Here is an 18,111-nt window from a genome sequence, read left to right as displayed (position 1 = left end):
AGAGCGGATACATGCGCACCCGCGATACCGTGCCGGCGACCGGATCGGATATTGGCTTGCACACTGGGCGGCGTGCCCGTCGCCCAGGCCTATCGCCGTGAAAGGCAGCGAAAACTCGCCTCAGGGACTAGGCAAGAATCACGTGCGGAAGAAAGCGCGAGGTATCGCGGGTTATCAAACCCCGATCCTCTCGCACCCCCATACCGGCTGGCCGGTCGGCCACCACCCAGCTACCGATCAGCGGGTAGCCACCGTCGTATCGCGTAAGCGGGTGATAGGCCTGTCGGATGCAGGGCGCATTGCTGTAGGGCCCGTCCGAACTCAGCAACTCACCACTGGGCAGGCGCATATCGATATTTGCGCCCTCGCGCGACAACAACGGCTTGCGCACCCAGCCTGTTGCTAGGTCGCTGGTCGGAGTGTCATCGAAAAAAGCCGGAAGCAAATTCGGATGCCCGGCGTGGCGCTCCCACAGCATCGGCAGGATGCCTTTATTGCTCAGCACTGCCTTCCATGCGGGCTCGATCAGTTGCAGACCGGAAGTCGGCAAATGCTCCCCGTAGCGGTCTTCAAACATGTGCTCCAGCGGATATAGCTTGAACAAGGTGCCGATGACTGTGCTGTCGAGATCGGTGAACGCGCCATGGGTGGAAAGGCCAATGTCTTCCATGGCGATCAAGCCGGAATCCAAGCCGGCTTGATGCGCGCAATCACGCAGATAGGCCACCGTGCCCTGATCCTCTGCACTGTCCCTGACCGCGCTGAAATACAGCGGCCGTGGCAACGCCTTGGCGATGGCACCGAACGACTCGACCAACAATTCCTGGATCAAGTTGTATTGATCCGTACCGCCGGGCAATACACCACGCTGGGTTTGCTGCTCCAGCCAGATCCATTGGAAAAACGCCGCTTCATAGAGTGAGGTCGGCGTGTCGTAATTGAGCTCGTAAAGCTTGGCCGGCCCGCTGCCGTCATAAGCCAGGTCCATGCGCCCGTACAGATGCGGATGACCTTGGCGCCAGCTTTGCGCTATCCAATCCCAATACGCCGCGGGAATCGCCAGCCGCGTCAGCAGCGCCTCGCTTTTGATCACCGCGGAGACCAGATCCATGGCCATCTCGTGAATCTCGCCGGTCGGCGTCTCGATATCCCGCTCGATCTGCTGCAGCGTGAAAGCGTAGTAGGCCGACTCATCCCAATAGGGCTCACCGTCGATCACCGAAAAGGTGAAGCCGTAACGGTCGGCGGTCGCCTTCCAGTCCGCTCGCGGCGCAATGGCGATACGTTGCACGCTAGCTCAGCCGCCCCAGCCGCCGCGTGCGGCGGACACCGAACCGAAGCCGCCACGACTTGCCGTCACCGCGCGACTGCCTGCGGCATCGGTGGAACTGCTGCTGCGACTCGAACCATACGACCCACTCCAGGCACCGCCGCTGGAGGGTCGATAATCCTGCCCGTCGCGCTGCCGATATAGCGGCTCGGCACCGTAGTAACGCGATGAGCCGCCATCGAATATCCGGCCCAACACAAAGCCGGTCATCAGCGGCCCCCAGAAGCTACCCTCGCGCGCATCGCTGCGCGGCTGGCACATATCCGGACCGAACTCTTTGATGCAGTCTTCGCGCGTTTTGTAATGCGGGGCGGCGCTATTCGCGCTGGCCTGCGCCTGATCAAACGCACGCTGGCAATCCGCCTGCGGATTGCCAGCCGCCGTGCAATCGCCGATGTTGGCGTATGCCTGTTCCTTGACCGCCGTTTGCGGTTGGCTATCGCCACATGCCGTCAGCATCAGTGGCGCCACCCCCATCAGCAACAAGGCGGCTGTCGATGATCGTTTCATGATATCCCCGTGGACAGCATCAGGTGATGGTGAGGTCAGCGGTGGTCACGTCAACACCTAGCGAATAGACGACACAGAATTCCTCGGGACCATAATCTTCGGCGGTGACAAACAAATACTCGAAGCGGCCTGGCAGCTCCGGCACTTCACGCTGATACAGCATCGAATAATGCGTGAGGTCGAAATCCGCCTCACCACCCGCCGGATGCGTCACGGATTCATCGTAGACAATCGGTGGCGACCACGCAGCCACCGACGAATCGCCCCAGACGCGATCGAAGGTTCTACCGGCGAACCGGATGCTTGCAGAGCCGATCTCCGAACCTTGCTCGGTCCAGCGCACAAACTCCGCCTTGCTCGGCGGGTTTTTCGTGTCGGCGTAGACGAACAGCTTTACGTCATCGATGGACTGACCGGTCGTATTGACCTGAATCCAGGCATCGTCGGTGAGATAAAAGCGATGCAGATGCGAACCCGCACCGAGATCGACCTTACCCAGCGCCTCGATGATTTGATTGCCCTGCGGCGCATCGAAACTCAACACGCCCGCAGTGACCTTGAACATGGTGTCGTCATAAGCCACCGCGCCGCCCAGCCGCAAATGCAGCGGCAGGTCATCGACCGGCGCCGAGGCCGCCTCTTTTTCGCCGAACAACTTCCCTAAAAAACTCATCGGACTTTCCTGGATCGTGGATGGACGGCGGACCGCACCATGGCGCTGACCCGAGCGGTCACCGCCATCATGCGCAAGGTTTGGCTTAGCTGCGTAGATTAGCTGGCGTTACCCGTGGGGGCCGCCGGCTTTTCGAATCGAGCCAGGATATCTTCAGCGGCCTGCCCGCCCGGCACAATCCCTGCCGCCTGCAACTTCTGCTCCAGATCGCCACCGTTGGACTGCGCCTCGAGCTGATTCGCCGCGTCAATCTGCGCCGAGCGCAGTGCCTGCTGCTCTTTGATGCGGTCCAGCGAATCTACCGCCGTGCGCAAACGCGCACTGGAACCCGCCGCCTTGGCGGCAATCGCCTCTTGCGCGCGCTGCACCGAAGCGGTCGCCTTGACCGTATCCACCTGGCGACGCAGACGGTCGATGGTCATTTCCGCCTGCTTGATCGACGCCTGCAGCTTGGCGATGTTGGTGTCCATATCCGCGATGGTTTTCTGATCCTGCGCAATGTCGCCTTCCAGCGTGGCGATTTTGCCGGACACTTCCAGCGCGAGATCACGCTGCCCCTTGGCCAGCAGCTGCGGGATGTAGCTGTTGTTTTCCTGCAGCTTGGTTTGCTTGTCGGTGAGCTTGTTACTGGTAATGGTGCGCTCGGCCATGATCTTGGTGAGATCGGTGCGCGACTGGCGCAACGCATTGTCGGCGTCGCGAATTTCCTGATCCAGAATCGTCATGGCATTGGCGTCCACGATGGACTGACCAGCCTCAGTAGCGGTGCCGCGAACCAGGGTGAACAGCTTGTCGAAGATAGTCATGGCGTGTGCCTCAGTGAATAAACGATTGAAGTTCGTGAGCTGCGCGGATCGTGTTATGAGCCAGCACCATGATTTCCTCAATGATGTTGCTCAACGGCGAACGCGACGAAAGCTCACCAAAAATGATGTAAATATCCTCGCCACCCATGGAGGTAATGCCCAGGTTGGAGAGCGGATTCATCGGATTAAGACGCAGGCATGCGTCGTTAAAGCCGGCGCGGTCACTGACCTGGCTGGCGTGACACAACACGGTTGAAACGAATACTTGTTCGCCGGAAGCGGCCATATGCACATGCATATCGCCAAACGTCCCCAACTCAAGACTGATCGAAGGGTCGGTGCCGTCTTCCAAAGTAAGCGTGACGTGTTCCTTATGCGGAAATTCAGTTGCATTGATAGCGTCGTACAGCGCCTTCGTCGTCCACTGCTGGCTCATTGCTTCGTTTTCCATGGCTAGGATGTCGGGAGGAAGCACGGGAAGACGCAGGGCCTGCTCAAGCAGGGCCAGCGTTTCTTTGTGTTCCTTGCGGATATAGACCTGCTGAGGCACCAAACCCTTCTGCTTCATACGCTCGCGGAAATCCCGCTGGGCTTGGGCTCCGCTTTTGGGTGGTTTCAGGGGCACGGTTTTCTTGGCGTTCGGCGATTACGAGTAATGTTACATGTAATTATGGATCGTTACACAATCACATGACTGAAAGGGCGAACAACCGTTGCCCAGCGCCACTTACGGCACCTGCCACGGCTGCGACTCGCAATCACATCAGGGCGACCACACGCCATACCAAGGGCATAGCCATAGCGACGTTCGGGGCTTGTGTTTTGGCGATAGAGCTGGGTCGCGGACCAACCCAAAAGCCCTTAGCACTAAGCCATTATCGAGAGGCAATACAGCCATTACATGACGCAGACGTAGCGATAGCCTTTGCGGCGCGGATTCCGGCGGTGAGCGAACACCCCTCTGGCGCTAAACACCCAGTCGCTGTTGCTCAGCTATTCCTATGCGAAACCAGGCGGTGAACATCTACTACGGGCGCCAGTGATGAGCATGTCACTGCCCGCGCCGAGCATCACCTTGCCGTTGGCGCGTCGCTGGTGTCGTTGATGGTATCGGCGGCTTCCTGGGTGCGACTGCCAATCAAGACGCCAAGGCCACCACTGCTCATCAAGCCGACGTGACCGGCCTTGGTGCCCCAGGCTTCGGTGTAGGCGTGCTCGCTCATCCTGAGATTAAGATCGCTGCCTGCGGCAAGCACGACGTCGCGGGTCGCAGCCACCTGCACGGCGGTGGCATTCACGACGAAGCCGGCCGCCACGGTGACGGCACACCTTTGAGCAAGGCGCTTACACTGGCCGCAGGCATCCCTTTAGCACTACCCCACTAAAAGAAATATCAATCTCAAGATCGCCGTTTTCCGACCTCATTCTTATAGCAACATAAGGCCATGCCTGGATCCACCTCAAAAGGCTCGATACCAAACCCCTCTAAGAAATTGCTCTCGTCCGAAAATTTCATCATATCAACCACGATCATCCTACAGAAATAGCTGTCGAATATATTCGGTCAATCCAACAAGGTCTTCATAAGCAGCAGGACCAAACTCCGGCTCATACTGGGCAATATATTGGCTCGGAGATAAATCTAGCTTATCCGCCTGCTCTTTCACCTCCAATAAACGTCTTGGCTTTATTGTCCAGTTAATACCTGGAAGCCCTTCGCGCTTATGCTCGTTCAGTGACCACCTTATCTTTCCATAATAATCATCTATTGCATGACGAAATTTCTCCAAGATCACATCATCATCGGACTCGAATCGAAATGACATCCAAGGTGGAAAATTTGATTTATCCTCCACCATATAATGTTTTCCATCCCAAACTTGCGGATGCCTTTGCTGAAACCTTCTCCACTCAAGAGGAGATATGTCATAAAGAACATTAAGCAAGTCACCTTCGCTTACTGTAATTTTTGTTGTTGTGCTCATTTCATACATCTTTAGCTTGCCAATTATCTAATCAATCATTTCTCACCTTTTCTTCTTGATTTTCTAGGCCCAAATCTCCTCTTGCCCATCAGATGTAAACCAAACCACCCCTGCCGGTGCGCCCATCAAAAACCAAAGACCGAACCCGTCGAGCTCATCATCCTCCGGGCTCATGGGCCACGCCGATTTGATGACATCAATTTGCTCATCAATACTACCCGCGAGACATTTTCCATCAGCCGCTAGCTTCAAATGGCCATCAACCATCAAGCATTTTAGTATTTTAAAAAATACTTCCACCCTCTCATTAGATCTCAAATTTAAATCCGAAAGCCCCACAATCAAGTGCTGCCATATTGACCCCATTGAAAGGCCAAACGAGCTTTTTAAAACCGCATTATATAAATATATAATATTAATTTAAATTTTATCTCAACTCTTTTCCCAGCATTACCACCGTAGGCAATTTCATCGCGAGCCGTGGTTTCACTGCTGGCACTACTGCCGCCAATGCCTACTTGCAGATTGGCGCCTCCGTCCTTGCCGTTTTGCTAGCACCACCTTCCATGCCGTCGGCCAAACCCACGACGTCTCTCGCTTGATAGGCGGCCTGCGCGACATACAGCGTTTTCAGACGATCATCCTTGACTTCACTGCGAAGTTTCCCTGAGCCATAGACAGATTGTGCAATCCAGGCAAGGATATTGCCAACACCACGCTCTTTAATAATTTATTGGTATCAATGGATAATTAGACCATGGAACGTTTTTTTTCTCAAAAATATTCTCAATATCACTTATAAATCCATCACATACACTACCCAACTCAAGATCAATCACACCATGCTTTTCGATAAGCTCTTTACATAACTTTGTTCCACATAAATCCCATTCATGCCATGGTGCAATTAACTTCACATCTGATGTAAAAGGGTCGCACCTCGAAAGTAAAACTGCATAATTGAAGTATTTTTCACGGGCAACGACCTCATCGTCGTTCTCGCCTAAGGAAGACTCAAGAAGTCCAGACACCAGTAGGCGATATGTAGTGTCAACGGCAAGCTGCCAACGCTCCCTATGAGAGGCACCCCGACTTAGCCCGCTTGTCAAGGCATCTGCTACGTAGCAGTCATAGGTAAAAACACGCAACCAATCCTGTATTCCCAATGCTAAAGAAAATGGAATATTCATCAATCACCTCAATTTTTTGGGAATTTTAATTTAACAACCTTTCCATTATTAATAATATTCTCAGTTCCCTTGTAATTAATTTCAACCGTGGATGTTGTTGGCAAAGTATCCGCACCCGCCATTCCAGATGGACGATAGGTAATAAAAGTTTGGCCATTATCAGGAGACGCCACCCAGCAACCAATGCAGTTTCCCTTATTCATCCGTGCGCCAATATTCAGTTCATCTTGTGTTGGCGAACGACCTAGAACACCTTGTGCAAAGTCTTCAGCCGTTGCACTCGGATTTGGGCTGAACGGCATTTCCCTCGGCGTACCTGGACCACCAATGGGATTACCCGGCAATTTCCCATTGCCAAGATCGTTAACCAATTGCTTATTCAAAATAGTATTCGGAGCCCTTGCTGTAAGGTCGGGGCCATTCGGATTTTGCGCTATACGGCCTAATGCGTCTATCTCAGCATCTACTGTTGCAATGTCTTTTGCCCCAGTCGCCACCGGCACTTCACCCGTAGCTACCCCATAGGACGAAATTACCTTCCTCCCATCTGGGAAAACTACCTTCATCGTATCGCCGCTAACGGTGACAAGACTTCCTTTGGGAATCACCTCGCCGGTAGCAATGGTGACGTCAGCACTGAGGCTGACGGTCGTGTTCGCCTGTATGGCAGCGCTCTCAACGTAACTTGCCCCGCCTATCAAGACGAATTTGGGCGCACTTGGCGCATCTGCAGCTCCGTTCGCCCCTTTTTTCAACAGCGCGCTCAGGTCATCCACGGCACCCGCAACATTGCGGGCCACTGCGGGCAAGTCCTTCGCCAAAGCAATGCCACCACGAACAGCACTTACTGCTGCTGCGGTGTCAAATAGCAAGCTTCCCAGGGCCTTACCGGCATCGACCGAGGCATCCCAACCGGCAACCTCCATTTGTTGAGAAGCAAAACTCAAACGCTCATCGATGGATTTCAGCATGGATGGAGCAATTTGAGCTCTCACATTCGGATCGGTGACCAGGGCTTTCAAGCCGGCCAGCACATCCTTAGGCTCCATATAGGCGATGGCGTCGAGTGCGTTTCGGCCTGACATACCGATCCCTGCTACGACGCCTACTCCCACACCGACGTCTTGTTTGCCACTGACAATGTCCCACTTGGCAGTCACTTGTAGCTGGCAAAGAACGTTACCGTTGCACGCCTGTATCTCTTTGAGCTTCAGCGCTTCTTGATCGTGGCTGAGATAGTTGTATTGAGCCCCGGCGTTAGCCGTGGCCGCGCCGCTACCCCCGCCGGCCAAGTTGCCAATCAACGCCGCACCTAATGCCGCACCATTTCGACCCAGCTCATTGGCCAGTACCGGTGTAGCCGCCTCGCCCGCTGCTGCACCCAGCGCGCCTTGAGCGGCATTACCACCGCCTAACGCCGCAATCGCTGCGCCCATGACGCCATGTACTAGCGCCATGTTGGCCGAGCCATCCGACCATCGCCGGTAATCGGCGCTCGCACTGTTCCATGCCTGATCGGCGCGCTCCATACCAGCTTGGTCGCCATTGGCTTTGGCCTGCTTGTAGTCCTCAGCGGCCTGATTCAATTTCTGATTCGCTTCCTTCTGGCGCCACTGAGCGATCTCGCCTACAGAACGCATCCCGACATACCCAGCCACCTGCCCCAGCTCCATGTTCTCGCGCACCTTTTGCTCATCGAAGATGGGCTTGAGGCCTTTTCCGTCGATATCAGGGTTGCGGTCGAGGCCACTGAGATCTTGACCAGGGTTGTTGCGGACGTTAATCGTGCCTTGGGCTATGCCGGCCTTGGTGTCGCTGCTGCTGTTCTCGTGTTGGGGGATGCTGACGCTTGGCATCGCGCTAAAGCTGCCACCACCATAGCTAGCACTGACACCCACACTGCTAGCGCTGTACTTGGCTTCGTTTTGGATATCGCTAAAGGTAAGTGAGCCAGTGCTAAGCAAGTTTTTGGCAGCATCGGCTGTGCTGGCAATCACCGCGCCCTTGAGGTCAGTGTTGCCGCCCACGCGGATGTCGTAGCCGCCACTGCCTGTACTAATGCCGCTGACCTCATTCACACTTTTGTAATTGCTGGTGACCTTGCTCTGGTTGTAGCTGGCACTGGCGCTGCCACCGTAGCCAATAACCACCTTGGCGCCAGCCTGCCATTGCTGGCTAGCGTAGTCGTTGGTGTCTTGCTCACTGGCGAGGTTGAGGTTGCCACCGATGTTGGCGAGTACGGTGCTGCCCTTGGCCTGCGCACCGCGAATGGTGGTGTCGTTGCCGCTGATCAGGCTCAGTGTGTCTTTGGCATCGATCACCGTCTCGGCATGGGTTGCACCATTACCGTGAGCCTTGCCCTTGCCCATGGAGGCTTGTGCATAGAAGCCCACGCCATCGGTCCCGATTTGCAGGCCTAAGCCGCCGCTCGCGTTCTTATTGCTGCTCTGTAACGTGTGATTCTCGGCCTGGCTGAGCAGGTTGATATCGTTCTTGGCGGCGAGCGCCACGTTATTGCCGGTCACTTGGCTGCCGATGATGTTGAGGTCACCACCGGTCGCGGCAATGGTTACGTCACCCTGGCTGCGAATGTGGCTGCCGTAAGCGGTTTCGTCGTGCGTCGTGGTTTGACTACTCGCGCTGCTTCCGCCAATGCCGACTTGCAGGTTGATGCCACCGTCACCGCCGTTTTTACTCGCAGTGGCCGCACCACCGTTATATGCCTTCATCCCATCGCTCGCCTGGTATGCCGCCTGCGCGGCATACAGCGCTTTCAGGCGATCGTCTTTGACTTCGCTACCACGCTTCACCGAGCCGTAAACGCCTTGTGCCGCCTCGGCAAGCACACCGCCAATCCCCACATTGATACCGCCCTGACTCATCTTCTGGGTCTGACGGGTATCGGTGGTGCCGACGGCGGCATCGATGGTGACGTTTTTGCCGACGATGGCGGTGCCGGTCTGGCTGATCACATCGCTGCCGGTGATGTGTACGTTGTTGCCGGCACTTAGCGTCACCTTGCCGTTGGTGCTGCCGACCATACTGCCGGTATAGCTGGTGTCGTTGACGGTGCTGGTGGTTTCCTGGGTGCGGTTGCCGATCAAGACGCTGAGGCCGCCGTTGTTCATCAAGCCGGTGTGGCTGGTCTTGGTGCCCTGGGTTTCGGTGTAGGTGTTCTCGCCCGCCTTAAGGTTGAGATCGTTGCCGGCGGCAAGCACGACGTCACGGGTGGCGGCCACTTGCGCGGCGGTGGCGTTCAAATCATGCCCTGCGGCCACGGTGACGGTATCGCCGCTGAGCAGGGTGCCTACACTGGTGGTTTGGGTGAGGCTGCGATTGTCATCGCGACTGCGCTTTTGTGGATCGACCGAGCCGAAGCGCAACGCACTGGTGCTGAAAACGCTGCTCGATGTGGTTTTTCTGTCGTGTTCTTCGCTGTGTACATCGTGGGCATCGGTCAGATTCACATCATGCCCCGCCGACAAGGCAACTAGGCCACCTTGGGTGGTGCCTTGCGGCGTCGTCACCTGCGCCGCCTGCGCGGTCAGGTCATGTCCCGCGCTCAGCACCACGTTGTTGCCGTTGAGCTTGCTGCCGATGACGTACTCGTCATGGGTGGCGTCGTGGGTGGTGGTTTTGCTGCTGGAGAGAAAGCCGCTTTTCTTGGTGATGGTATCGCGGCTGCTGTCGTGGTTTTCCTGACCGGCATTAAGGGTCAGGTCGCGGCCTGCGCCGAGTATGACGTTGCCCTTTTCGCCTGGGCCACCTTGGGTGGTGGCGATCGCTACCGCCGTTGCAGCGAGATCGCGGGTGGCGGTCACGCTGACGCCATTGGCTGCACTGAGGTTGCTGCCACGCAGGCTTTCATCGCGCTGGCTGGTCTGTACGACAGTGTGACCTTGCGCGCTCTCGGTTTGTTTAGATTGCACATCGGTGACGGCGTTGAGGCTGGCGTCGCGACCCGCACTGAGGGCGAGTTGATCGCCTGCCTTGAGTTGGGCGCCTTGACTGGTCAGGTCGCGGCCGGCGGCCACTAGCAACGAGCCGCCGGTGTTGATGGTGCTTACTGTATGGGTGGTGCTTTCGCTGCGGGTGTTTTGCGAACCCTGCGCTTGCATGCTGGCAGTGGTATGGCCCAAGGCATTGAGGCTTAGGTCACGGCCCGCCAAAAGCTGGGCATCTTTGCCCGCGCTGATAGCCACGGCCGCGGCGCTGAGATCACGGCCCGCGGCTAGACTGAGGTTGCCGCCCGCACTGACTGGGGCGGCACTGAGTGTGAGATCCCGGCCTGCATTGATAGCCAGGCTACCGCCAGTGCTTATGCTGCCGGGCTGCGCCATGTCCAGGCCACCGGCGACGGTGCTTACCGGCGCGCCCAGATTAGTCAAATTGACCGCGCCAAGCGCCACGGCGGCATCGAGCCCGCTGCGCACATCGTTACCGGCAACCAGGCTGACATTGCCACCGGCGTTGATCGTGCCGCCATTGAGAATGTTCTGCGCGGCGGTGACACTGAGGTTATTGCCGGCGCTGATGTTGCCGCTGTTGAGCAGGTTGGCGGCGGTGAGCTGGGCGCTGTCGCTGGCCTTGATGGTGCCGCTGTTGGTGAGGTCGCCGGTGGCGGTGAGGATGACGTTTTTACCGGCGATGGTGGCGCCATTGGCGGCCATCTCCCTGGCGTGTGCCTCGGACAGATACACGACCGGCACCAGCACGGTTTGGCCGTCCACGGTGGCGTTGACCATCCACACGATGTCCTGAGTGAGGTGGGCCATTTGTGCGGAGGTAAGCGCCACACCCACGCTGAGCTGGAAGGCACCGGCGGCCTGTGCACCGGCGTCCATCAGGTCGCGGTACTGAGCCATGGCATTGGTGTTGTCGTTGAGAAAGCGCCGCCCGGTCAGCGAGGCGATCTGGTCGAGCACGCTGCGCTGTTCGTAGAAGCCATCACCCAGGCGTTTACGGATGTTGCTAGGGTCGAAGCCCAGCTTGCTCATCATGTAGTCACTGCTGGTAAACGCGGTGTATTGCGCAAACCGCGGATCGGTTTCGACCAGGTATTTGCTGCCAGGCTGATTGTTGACGGTGTACAAGCCGGACTGCGGCAGATTCACCGTGGGGTTGGGGCCCGCCAGGGCGGATACCGCCTGACCCACACCCGGCGTGGCGCCCACCGTGGTGCTTGGCGCCAGCGCGCCGGCGGTTACGCCATAGCGGCCTGATGCAAGGCTGAGTGAGCCGCCACTGCTGGCGCCAGGCGCCTCGCCCAGTGCCGTGCCTGCGACAGCACCGGCATGACCCGCCACGCTACCCACCGGACCGACACCATTACCGCTGATCGATTGACCACCACCATTCGCGCCCAGACCAATGGCATTGCGCACGGGCTGGCCGTCGGCTCCGACCACGCTGCTGCTGATCGTTTGCGCGGTGATGTTGACGGTGTTGCCTGCGCTCATCACCGCGCCGAGGCTATTGCCAAGTGCGACATTGACCCACGCAGGCACCTGGCCGGCGCCCAGGCCCAACGGTATGGAGGTATCGCCGGTGTTCCAGGTCTCATAGCGCCACCAGGCCCAGTGACGGCCACCGTCATAGGCCAGGTGGGAGATGCCGACTTGATAATCGGTGTGGCGTTGCACGGTGCCGGTCGGCGCCCATGCGATGTTTTGCACGGCGGTGTTGCCGGCACTGTCTGCGCCGTTGATGGTGAGGTTGCGACCAGCAGCCACGGTGGATTTGTCGTTCAACACCGAGCCGGACAAGGTGATGTCGCCACCGGCGAGCAGCCGGCCTTCCGCACTGGCACGCTTAAGCCGCTCGACCGATATCAGCTTGTCGGTGTTGATTGCCTGAAAATCGTAGTGATAAAGATCGTGCGAGTTATGTCCCGGCTGCTGATTGCCGTTACACCATGCGCCATCGCTGCCCGGTTCGCCGCGGTTGGCGCACCAGCTTTCGGAAAGCGCCAGCTCTTGCGCGCCGATCACCTGACTGGCATCGACATACGGCGGGTGATGCAAGGGGTTGGGATCGTCATAGCGATAGCGCACTACCGAGGCGCCGGTGAAGGTGTTCTGCAGCACCTCGTCGGCGCTGAGCTGATAAGTGCCGGTCTCGAACACACGCCGCTGATTGGTAAAGCTATTGGCCGCAAGGGTGACGTTGCCATCGGCTTCGATATCGCCGGATTGGTTGATCACGGCGCCGCTGCGATTGCCGTTGGCGTCGGCACCGATACGCAAATTGCCGAGGGTGAAAATGGTCGCGTCGCGGTTGAGCAGGGTGCCGCTGACAAACAAATCGATGCTGCGGGTAGCGGCAATCATGGCGCTTTGATAGGCCGCGTTGTCAGCTGCCGCTCCCAGGTCGGCACCGTTGGTCAGCGTACTGGCGGTTGCCGCAATCGCACCGCCGATAATATTGCCGGTGTTGCTTAGGTTCACGGCATTCAGTGTTATCGCATCGCCTTCAATGCGCCCCTCGTTGCTGAGGTTGCCACGGGCATTGAGGGTGGTGCCGTTGCTGTTGATATAAGCGCTGGCCGCATTATCGATATTGGCGGCGTTAACGGTGAGGTTGCGCACCGATTGCAAGGTAGCGCCAGCGGGGTTGTAGAAATTACCGGCGATGTTGAAGGTGAAGTCGCGATTGGCTTTCAGCGTATTGCCGGTTGCATTGGTGTAGTCGCCACCCACGCTAAGGGTAAGGTCTTGTCCGGCCACGGTGCGGCCCACGCCGCTAAAGCTGGCGAGGTTGAGATTGAGGTTGCTGCCAGCGGCAAGATCGCCGCCGTTGTTGTCGATGTTTTGCAGGCTAAGGCCCAGCTGCCCACCGGCACTCAGCGCACCGCTGGCATTGGCTAGCCAAGCACCGCCGTTGCTCCAGCCGAGATTGTTGGCGGCATAGGTCGTGCCGCCGACATTGCTCATGCCGTTGAGGGTGAAGTTGAGGTTTTGCCCGGCCACCACGTGACCGCCCTGGCTGTTATCCAGGCTGTTGGCGCTGAGGTTGAGATCGCCCTGCCCGCCCAAGGTGCCGCCCTGGTTGGTCACGCCACTGCCTGCGTTAACCGTGCTGACACCGCCGCCCGCATTGGCAAGACGGCCGCCGGCGTTATCGAGGCTTGCTGCGTTGACGGTAAGGGTGGCGTTGCCATCACCCGCGCCCGCTTCGATACGGCCGCTGCGATTGCTTAAGGCTCCTGCGCTATTTACGTTCAACCAGGACAAGGCCTGTAATGCACCACCGTTGTTGTTGAGCGCGTTTTGCGAGGTCGCGGTCAGCGAGCTGCCGGCGTAGATCTGTCCGGCATTGGTGAGGCTACCTGCTTGTACCGCCACCACCCCATTGCCGCCAATGAAGCCACCGCTGCCATTGGTCAGCGCGCCGGTGGTCGTCACCCCGACAGCTTGCGCGCTAGTGCTCTTGAGAAAACCGCCGGTGTTGTCCAGCGTGTTGGCCGTGACGGTAAGGCCGCCGCTGGCTTGCATGGTGCCGCCGTTATTGCTCAGCGCTTGATCGACGTTGAGGCCGATATGGCGTGCCGCCAGCGTACCGCTGTTGTTGACCATGGCCGCCGCATGAACCGAGGCCTCGTTCGCTACACCGATGTTGCCACCGGCATTGCTTAGCGTGCCGCCCGCTTGCAAGGTCAATGCACCATTGCCAACGATCTGGCCGCTGTTATTGCTGAGATCGCCCGCCGTGGTCAGGCTGAGGTTGCCACTGCCTGCGTGTTGCAGCGTGCCACCGGTGTTATCCAGCGAGGCCGCGCTGATGCTGATATTGCCCGCATTGCTGGCGAACTTGCCGTAGGCGTTATCGAGGGCACCGGTCAGGCTCAGCGCGATATCGCGGTTGCCGCTTTGACTGATGCTGCCGTAGCGATTCATCACACTCGCCGCATGCAGGCTCAGCACGCTGGCGCTGAGCTTGCCGCCTTGCACCGCATTGCTGCCGCCGTTGATGAAGGCGCCCGGCGTGGTGATCGCAAGTGTTCCATTGGCCGCGATATCGCCGCCCTGGTTCGACACATCGCCCTGGGTGGCCATGAGTATGGCGTCGCCGCCAGCCCGTGTCTGGCTGTTGGACAGATCGAGGCTGCTGCCGCTGAAACGGATATCGCCACCAGCCAGTGCGCGGCCGTTGGAGGCGAGCGCGCCGCTGGTGGTAACAGCCAGCGCACCAGCAGCTCCCAGACTGCCATCGCTTTGCAAACCTGCCGCCAGCGTACCCGCACCACTGAGGCTGTTCGCGGTAACGGTGGTGGTGCCCGCTGCTGCGAGCACACCCGTGTTGGCGAGTGCGCTGGTTACGTTCCAGATGGCGGCGCCCATGGCATAGGCGCTGCCGCTATTGCTGGCGTTACCTTGCACGCTGACATTGAGTGTCGTGCCGCTGCGCAGGCTACCGCTGTTACTCAAGCCGTTGGTGTCCAGTTGCAGGCCCTGGCCGGCATATACCGTACCGGCGTTATTCAACGCGCCACCGAGCTCGATCTGCGTTTGGCCGGTAGCGTAAAGCGTACCGCCGGCCTGATTGTCGATCGCGCCGGTACCCTGCAAACCCAGCTTGCCGCCCGCCTGGATCACGCCTGCATTGCTGAGTTGCACCGCGGTATCGCTGTTGAGATCGCCGGTAGCAAGCAACTGGCCGCCACTGGCATTGGTCAGGGTGCGATTGCCGCTAAGCGTCAACGTGCTGCCGGCCTGGATCCGGCCACGGTTATCCAGGTTGGCGGTTTGCAGCGCGGTGCTGGTACCGCTTTGGGTTTGCCCGCTGTTGCTTAGGCTGGCACTGGCGATGGTCAGTGCCTGACCGGTCACGATACGACCGGCGTTGCTCACGCTGGTGCTGCCATTGAGCTGGGTGTTGCCGGTCGCGCTAAGCGTGCCCTGGTTGTTCAGGGTGGCGCCACTGAGAGCGAGATCGCCGCTATCGGCCTGGATGCTGCCGCTATTGCCGACATCGCCCTGGACGCCCAGGCTGATGGCTTGTTTCGCTTCGAGCAGACCGGCGTTGGCGAAACTGCCACCATGGAAGGTGATGTTCTGTCCGCTATAAATATCGCCGCCAGCCTTCGAGACAAAGGCGCCACCGCTGCGGATGGTCAAGCCACTATCGACGGCGTACAGCTTGCCGCTGTTGGTGAAGCTGCCGCCGCTGGTCAGGCTCAACTGCTGCTGCGCCTGGATGGCACCACTGCTGTTGACATCGCCAGTGGTGTTCAAGCTCAAGCCACCGCCGCTGCGCAGAATGCCACTATTGCCGACGTTGCCCGCCGCCAGGCTGACCATATGCGCGGCGTAAAACGTCCCGGCATTGGTGAGCGCTTGCGTGAGCACGAGATTCAGATTTTGGCCCGCATATACCGTGGCGTTCTGTGCATTGTTGAACGACGCGGCGTTCGCCAGCGTGAGATCGCTACCGGCCTGCATCACACCGGCATTCTCGATGGCGCCGGTGTTGTTGACGGTAAGCGTGCCATCGGCAAGCAGCTGTGCGCCGACGGCATTGCTCAGATCTGTACCGCTGACGCTGGCATTGCCCTTGGCGTGCAGGTTGCCGGCGTTGTTGAGGGTGACCGCCGACAGCGTCAGATCCGAACCGCTTTGCAGCTGGCCACCAACGCTGTTGTCGAAGCGCTGGGCCGACAAATGGCTCGCCTGCCCGCTGATCAGGGTGCCGCTGTTGCTGGCAGTACTGACGACCTGCCATTGCAGAAGGCGCTGCGCGCTGATGACGCCGCTGTTATCCAGGGCATTGGCGCTGAGCAGCACATCGGTCTGGTCCGCCTGCAGATGGCCGCTATTGCTGAGTGCACCGCTTAGAGTGATGTTGGCGGCCTGTTTGGCCTCCATGCGACCGGCATTGATCAGCGAGGCCGCGCTGATGCCGAGGTTGTTGCCGGCGTACAGATCGCCCTGACTGGCGTTGTTGAAAACGCCGCTCAGGTGGATGGCCGCGTCGCCAACCAGCGCATACAGCTTGCCGCTGTTGCCAAGGCTGCCGCCGTTGATGCTTAGGCTTTGTCCGGCTTGCACGGTGCCGGCGGTGGTGAGTGACGGTGCGGTCAAGGTCAACGCGCCACCGCTAAGCACACTGCCTTGTGTGTTAAGCGAAGTGACTGCTGTCAGTGCGGTGTCACCGCTGGCGCTCAAGGTGCCGGTGTTGTCGAGCGTATCGGCTTGCAGGGCGAGGTCACCCTGATCGGCGAGCACGCTACCGCTGTTGCGGGCGCCGCTGCTCACTTGCAGATGGACGCCTTGCGCAGCTTCGAGCTTGCCAGCGTTATCCAGCGACCCGGCGCTGAGATTGATCGCGTTACCTGTCAACACCATGCCGCTAGCGGTATTGGTCACGGCGCCGTTCGCCTGTAGCGTCAGCGCGCCTTGAGACTGGATCTGCCCACTATTGCTCAAGGCACCGCTGGCCGCGACCAGATTCATGCTGCCGCCGCTGTACAGCACACCGCTGTGACTGATGTCGCTGGCGCCCACATTCAGGCCGCCACCTGCTGCCAGCGTGCCGCTGCTCGATAGCGATTGAGCGGACTGGACGGTGACGTTGCCGCTGGCGCTGGTCTTGCCACCCAGAACAATTTGGCCGGCGTTGGTGAGCGACAAGTCGCCGCTTTTTGCGGCGATCTGGCCCTGGTTGTTGACGCCGAGGCCAGCCTCGGTACCGACCAGTCGGATCACTCCGGCATACATGCCGCCCAGTGCGGAAACGTCCAGCGCCACTGCGGGAGTCGCACCGCTATTGCTCAGCTTTTGCGTCGCCAGCGTGGCGGCATCCACCTGGTTGGCTCCAGTGACGACGTTGAGCTGGTTGGCCCAGATGCCGGCATTGACGGCCACCGCGCGCGCGATCAGATCGACCCGATCGATGCTGCTGGCGTCGAGCTGTCCGTCGATCGAAATGCGGCCACCGGTGACACGAAAGCCGCTGAGTGCGCCATCGGCGCCGATCACCGGCGTACCGGTGGTGAGCACGCTGTGCGGCGCGTTGATAAAGCCGCCGCCGTTCACCGCGATGCCGTTGGGGTTGGCGATGATGACATCAGCCGCACGCCCGGCCACCTCGATCATGCCGTTGAGCTGACTGGGCAGGGTCGAGGTGACTTCGTTGAGGATGAGTCGCGCCGAGGTGTCGTTCGGCAAGTTGGTGTTGCCGTAGATGAAGCCCGCCAGCTTGGTACTGGTGATCGCACCGCTGTTGTTGAGGATCAGGCCCTGGCTGTTGACGTCGAATTGCTGGTAGCGGTTATGCGACAAACCCGCTTGATTGGGTGCCGCGATATTGACTACCGGCACCCCGTTGGCGGCCTGGATGACCGCGGTATTCGTACTGCCATCGACGTGCACCGGCGGCGCGCTCTGCGCATAGACGCTGGGCAGACCGCAGGCGACGGTCAGTGCGGCCCACAGGGCGTGGCGGCGCAATAGATGCGTCCGGCTCGGCCGTATGCTGCCATGGGCTGGGGTTGCACTTGCGGCGTGAAGAGATACGTCCGACATGATGAAAGTCCTTGGTGTCCGTTCCACAAACTGTTGAGTGATGCCTGGAGCTCGCACCCTTTGCGGGGATGGTTGAGCTGGGGTTGGCCCTTGCG

The 18,111-nt window shown here is 59.0% G+C and carries 10 protein-coding genes; all 10 read right to left on the bottom strand.

Annotated features, from left to right (window positions below; all coding sequences use genetic code 11):
- Window positions 1-127 precede the first annotated feature (127 nt).
- The 10 genes from OUZ52_RS11270 to OUZ52_RS11225 all read right to left on the bottom strand — a co-directional run bounded on the left by OUZ52_RS11270 (window position 128) and on the right by OUZ52_RS11225 (window position 18,016).
- Window positions 128-1,291, bottom strand: coding sequence for a glutathionylspermidine synthase family protein (locus OUZ52_RS11270; RefSeq protein ID WP_266158489.1), 1,164 nt, complete (start codon window positions 1,289-1,291; stop codon window positions 128-130).
- Between the two features lie 6 nt (window positions 1,292-1,297).
- Window positions 1,298-1,840, bottom strand: coding sequence for a DUF1190 domain-containing protein (locus tag OUZ52_RS11265; protein ID WP_266158488.1), 543 nt, complete (start codon window positions 1,838-1,840; stop codon window positions 1,298-1,300).
- 19 nt (window positions 1,841-1,859) lie between these two features.
- Window positions 1,860-2,513 (bottom strand): DUF2491 family protein, encoded by a 654-nt coding sequence (locus OUZ52_RS11260; RefSeq protein ID WP_266158487.1) that lies wholly within the window; start codon window positions 2,511-2,513, stop codon window positions 1,860-1,862.
- Between the two features lie 98 nt (window positions 2,514-2,611).
- A complete protein-coding gene (locus OUZ52_RS11255) occupies window positions 2,612-3,319 on the bottom strand; it encodes a PspA/IM30 family protein (protein ID WP_266158486.1) in 708 nt (235 codons plus the stop codon).
- Window positions 3,320-3,329: 10 nt separating this feature from the next.
- Window positions 3,330-3,887: a YjfI family protein gene (locus OUZ52_RS11250; RefSeq protein ID WP_266158485.1), complete on the bottom strand. Its 558-nt coding sequence runs from the start codon at window positions 3,885-3,887 to the stop codon at window positions 3,330-3,332.
- A 502-nt stretch (window positions 3,888-4,389) separates the two neighbouring features.
- Window positions 4,390-4,617, bottom strand: coding sequence for a hypothetical protein (locus OUZ52_RS11245; protein WP_266158484.1), 228 nt, complete (start codon window positions 4,615-4,617; stop codon window positions 4,390-4,392).
- Between the two features lie 237 nt (window positions 4,618-4,854).
- Complete coding sequence (locus OUZ52_RS11240) at window positions 4,855-5,304, bottom strand: hypothetical protein (RefSeq protein WP_266158483.1); 450 nt, start codon at window positions 5,302-5,304, stop codon at window positions 4,855-4,857.
- A gap of 63 nt (window positions 5,305-5,367) precedes the next feature.
- On the bottom strand, window positions 5,368-5,604 hold the full coding sequence (locus tag OUZ52_RS11235; protein ID WP_266158482.1) for a DUF596 domain-containing protein: 237 nt from the start codon (window positions 5,602-5,604) through the stop codon (window positions 5,368-5,370).
- A 422-nt stretch (window positions 5,605-6,026) separates the two neighbouring features.
- Window positions 6,027-6,494: a hypothetical protein gene (locus OUZ52_RS11230; RefSeq protein ID WP_266158481.1), complete on the bottom strand. Its 468-nt coding sequence runs from the start codon at window positions 6,492-6,494 to the stop codon at window positions 6,027-6,029.
- An 8-nt stretch (window positions 6,495-6,502) separates the two neighbouring features.
- Window positions 6,503-18,016 (bottom strand): hemagglutinin repeat-containing protein, encoded by an 11,514-nt coding sequence (locus OUZ52_RS11225; RefSeq protein ID WP_266158480.1) that lies wholly within the window; start codon window positions 18,014-18,016, stop codon window positions 6,503-6,505.
- Between the last annotated feature and the right edge of the window lie 95 nt (window positions 18,017-18,111).

It is taken from the genome of Dyella silvatica (genome assembly GCF_026283955.1).
In the GTDB taxonomy this organism is placed as follows: domain Bacteria; phylum Pseudomonadota; class Gammaproteobacteria; order Xanthomonadales; family Rhodanobacteraceae; genus Dyella_C; species Dyella_C silvatica.
This window is presented reverse-complemented; position numbering and strand designations above follow the sequence as displayed.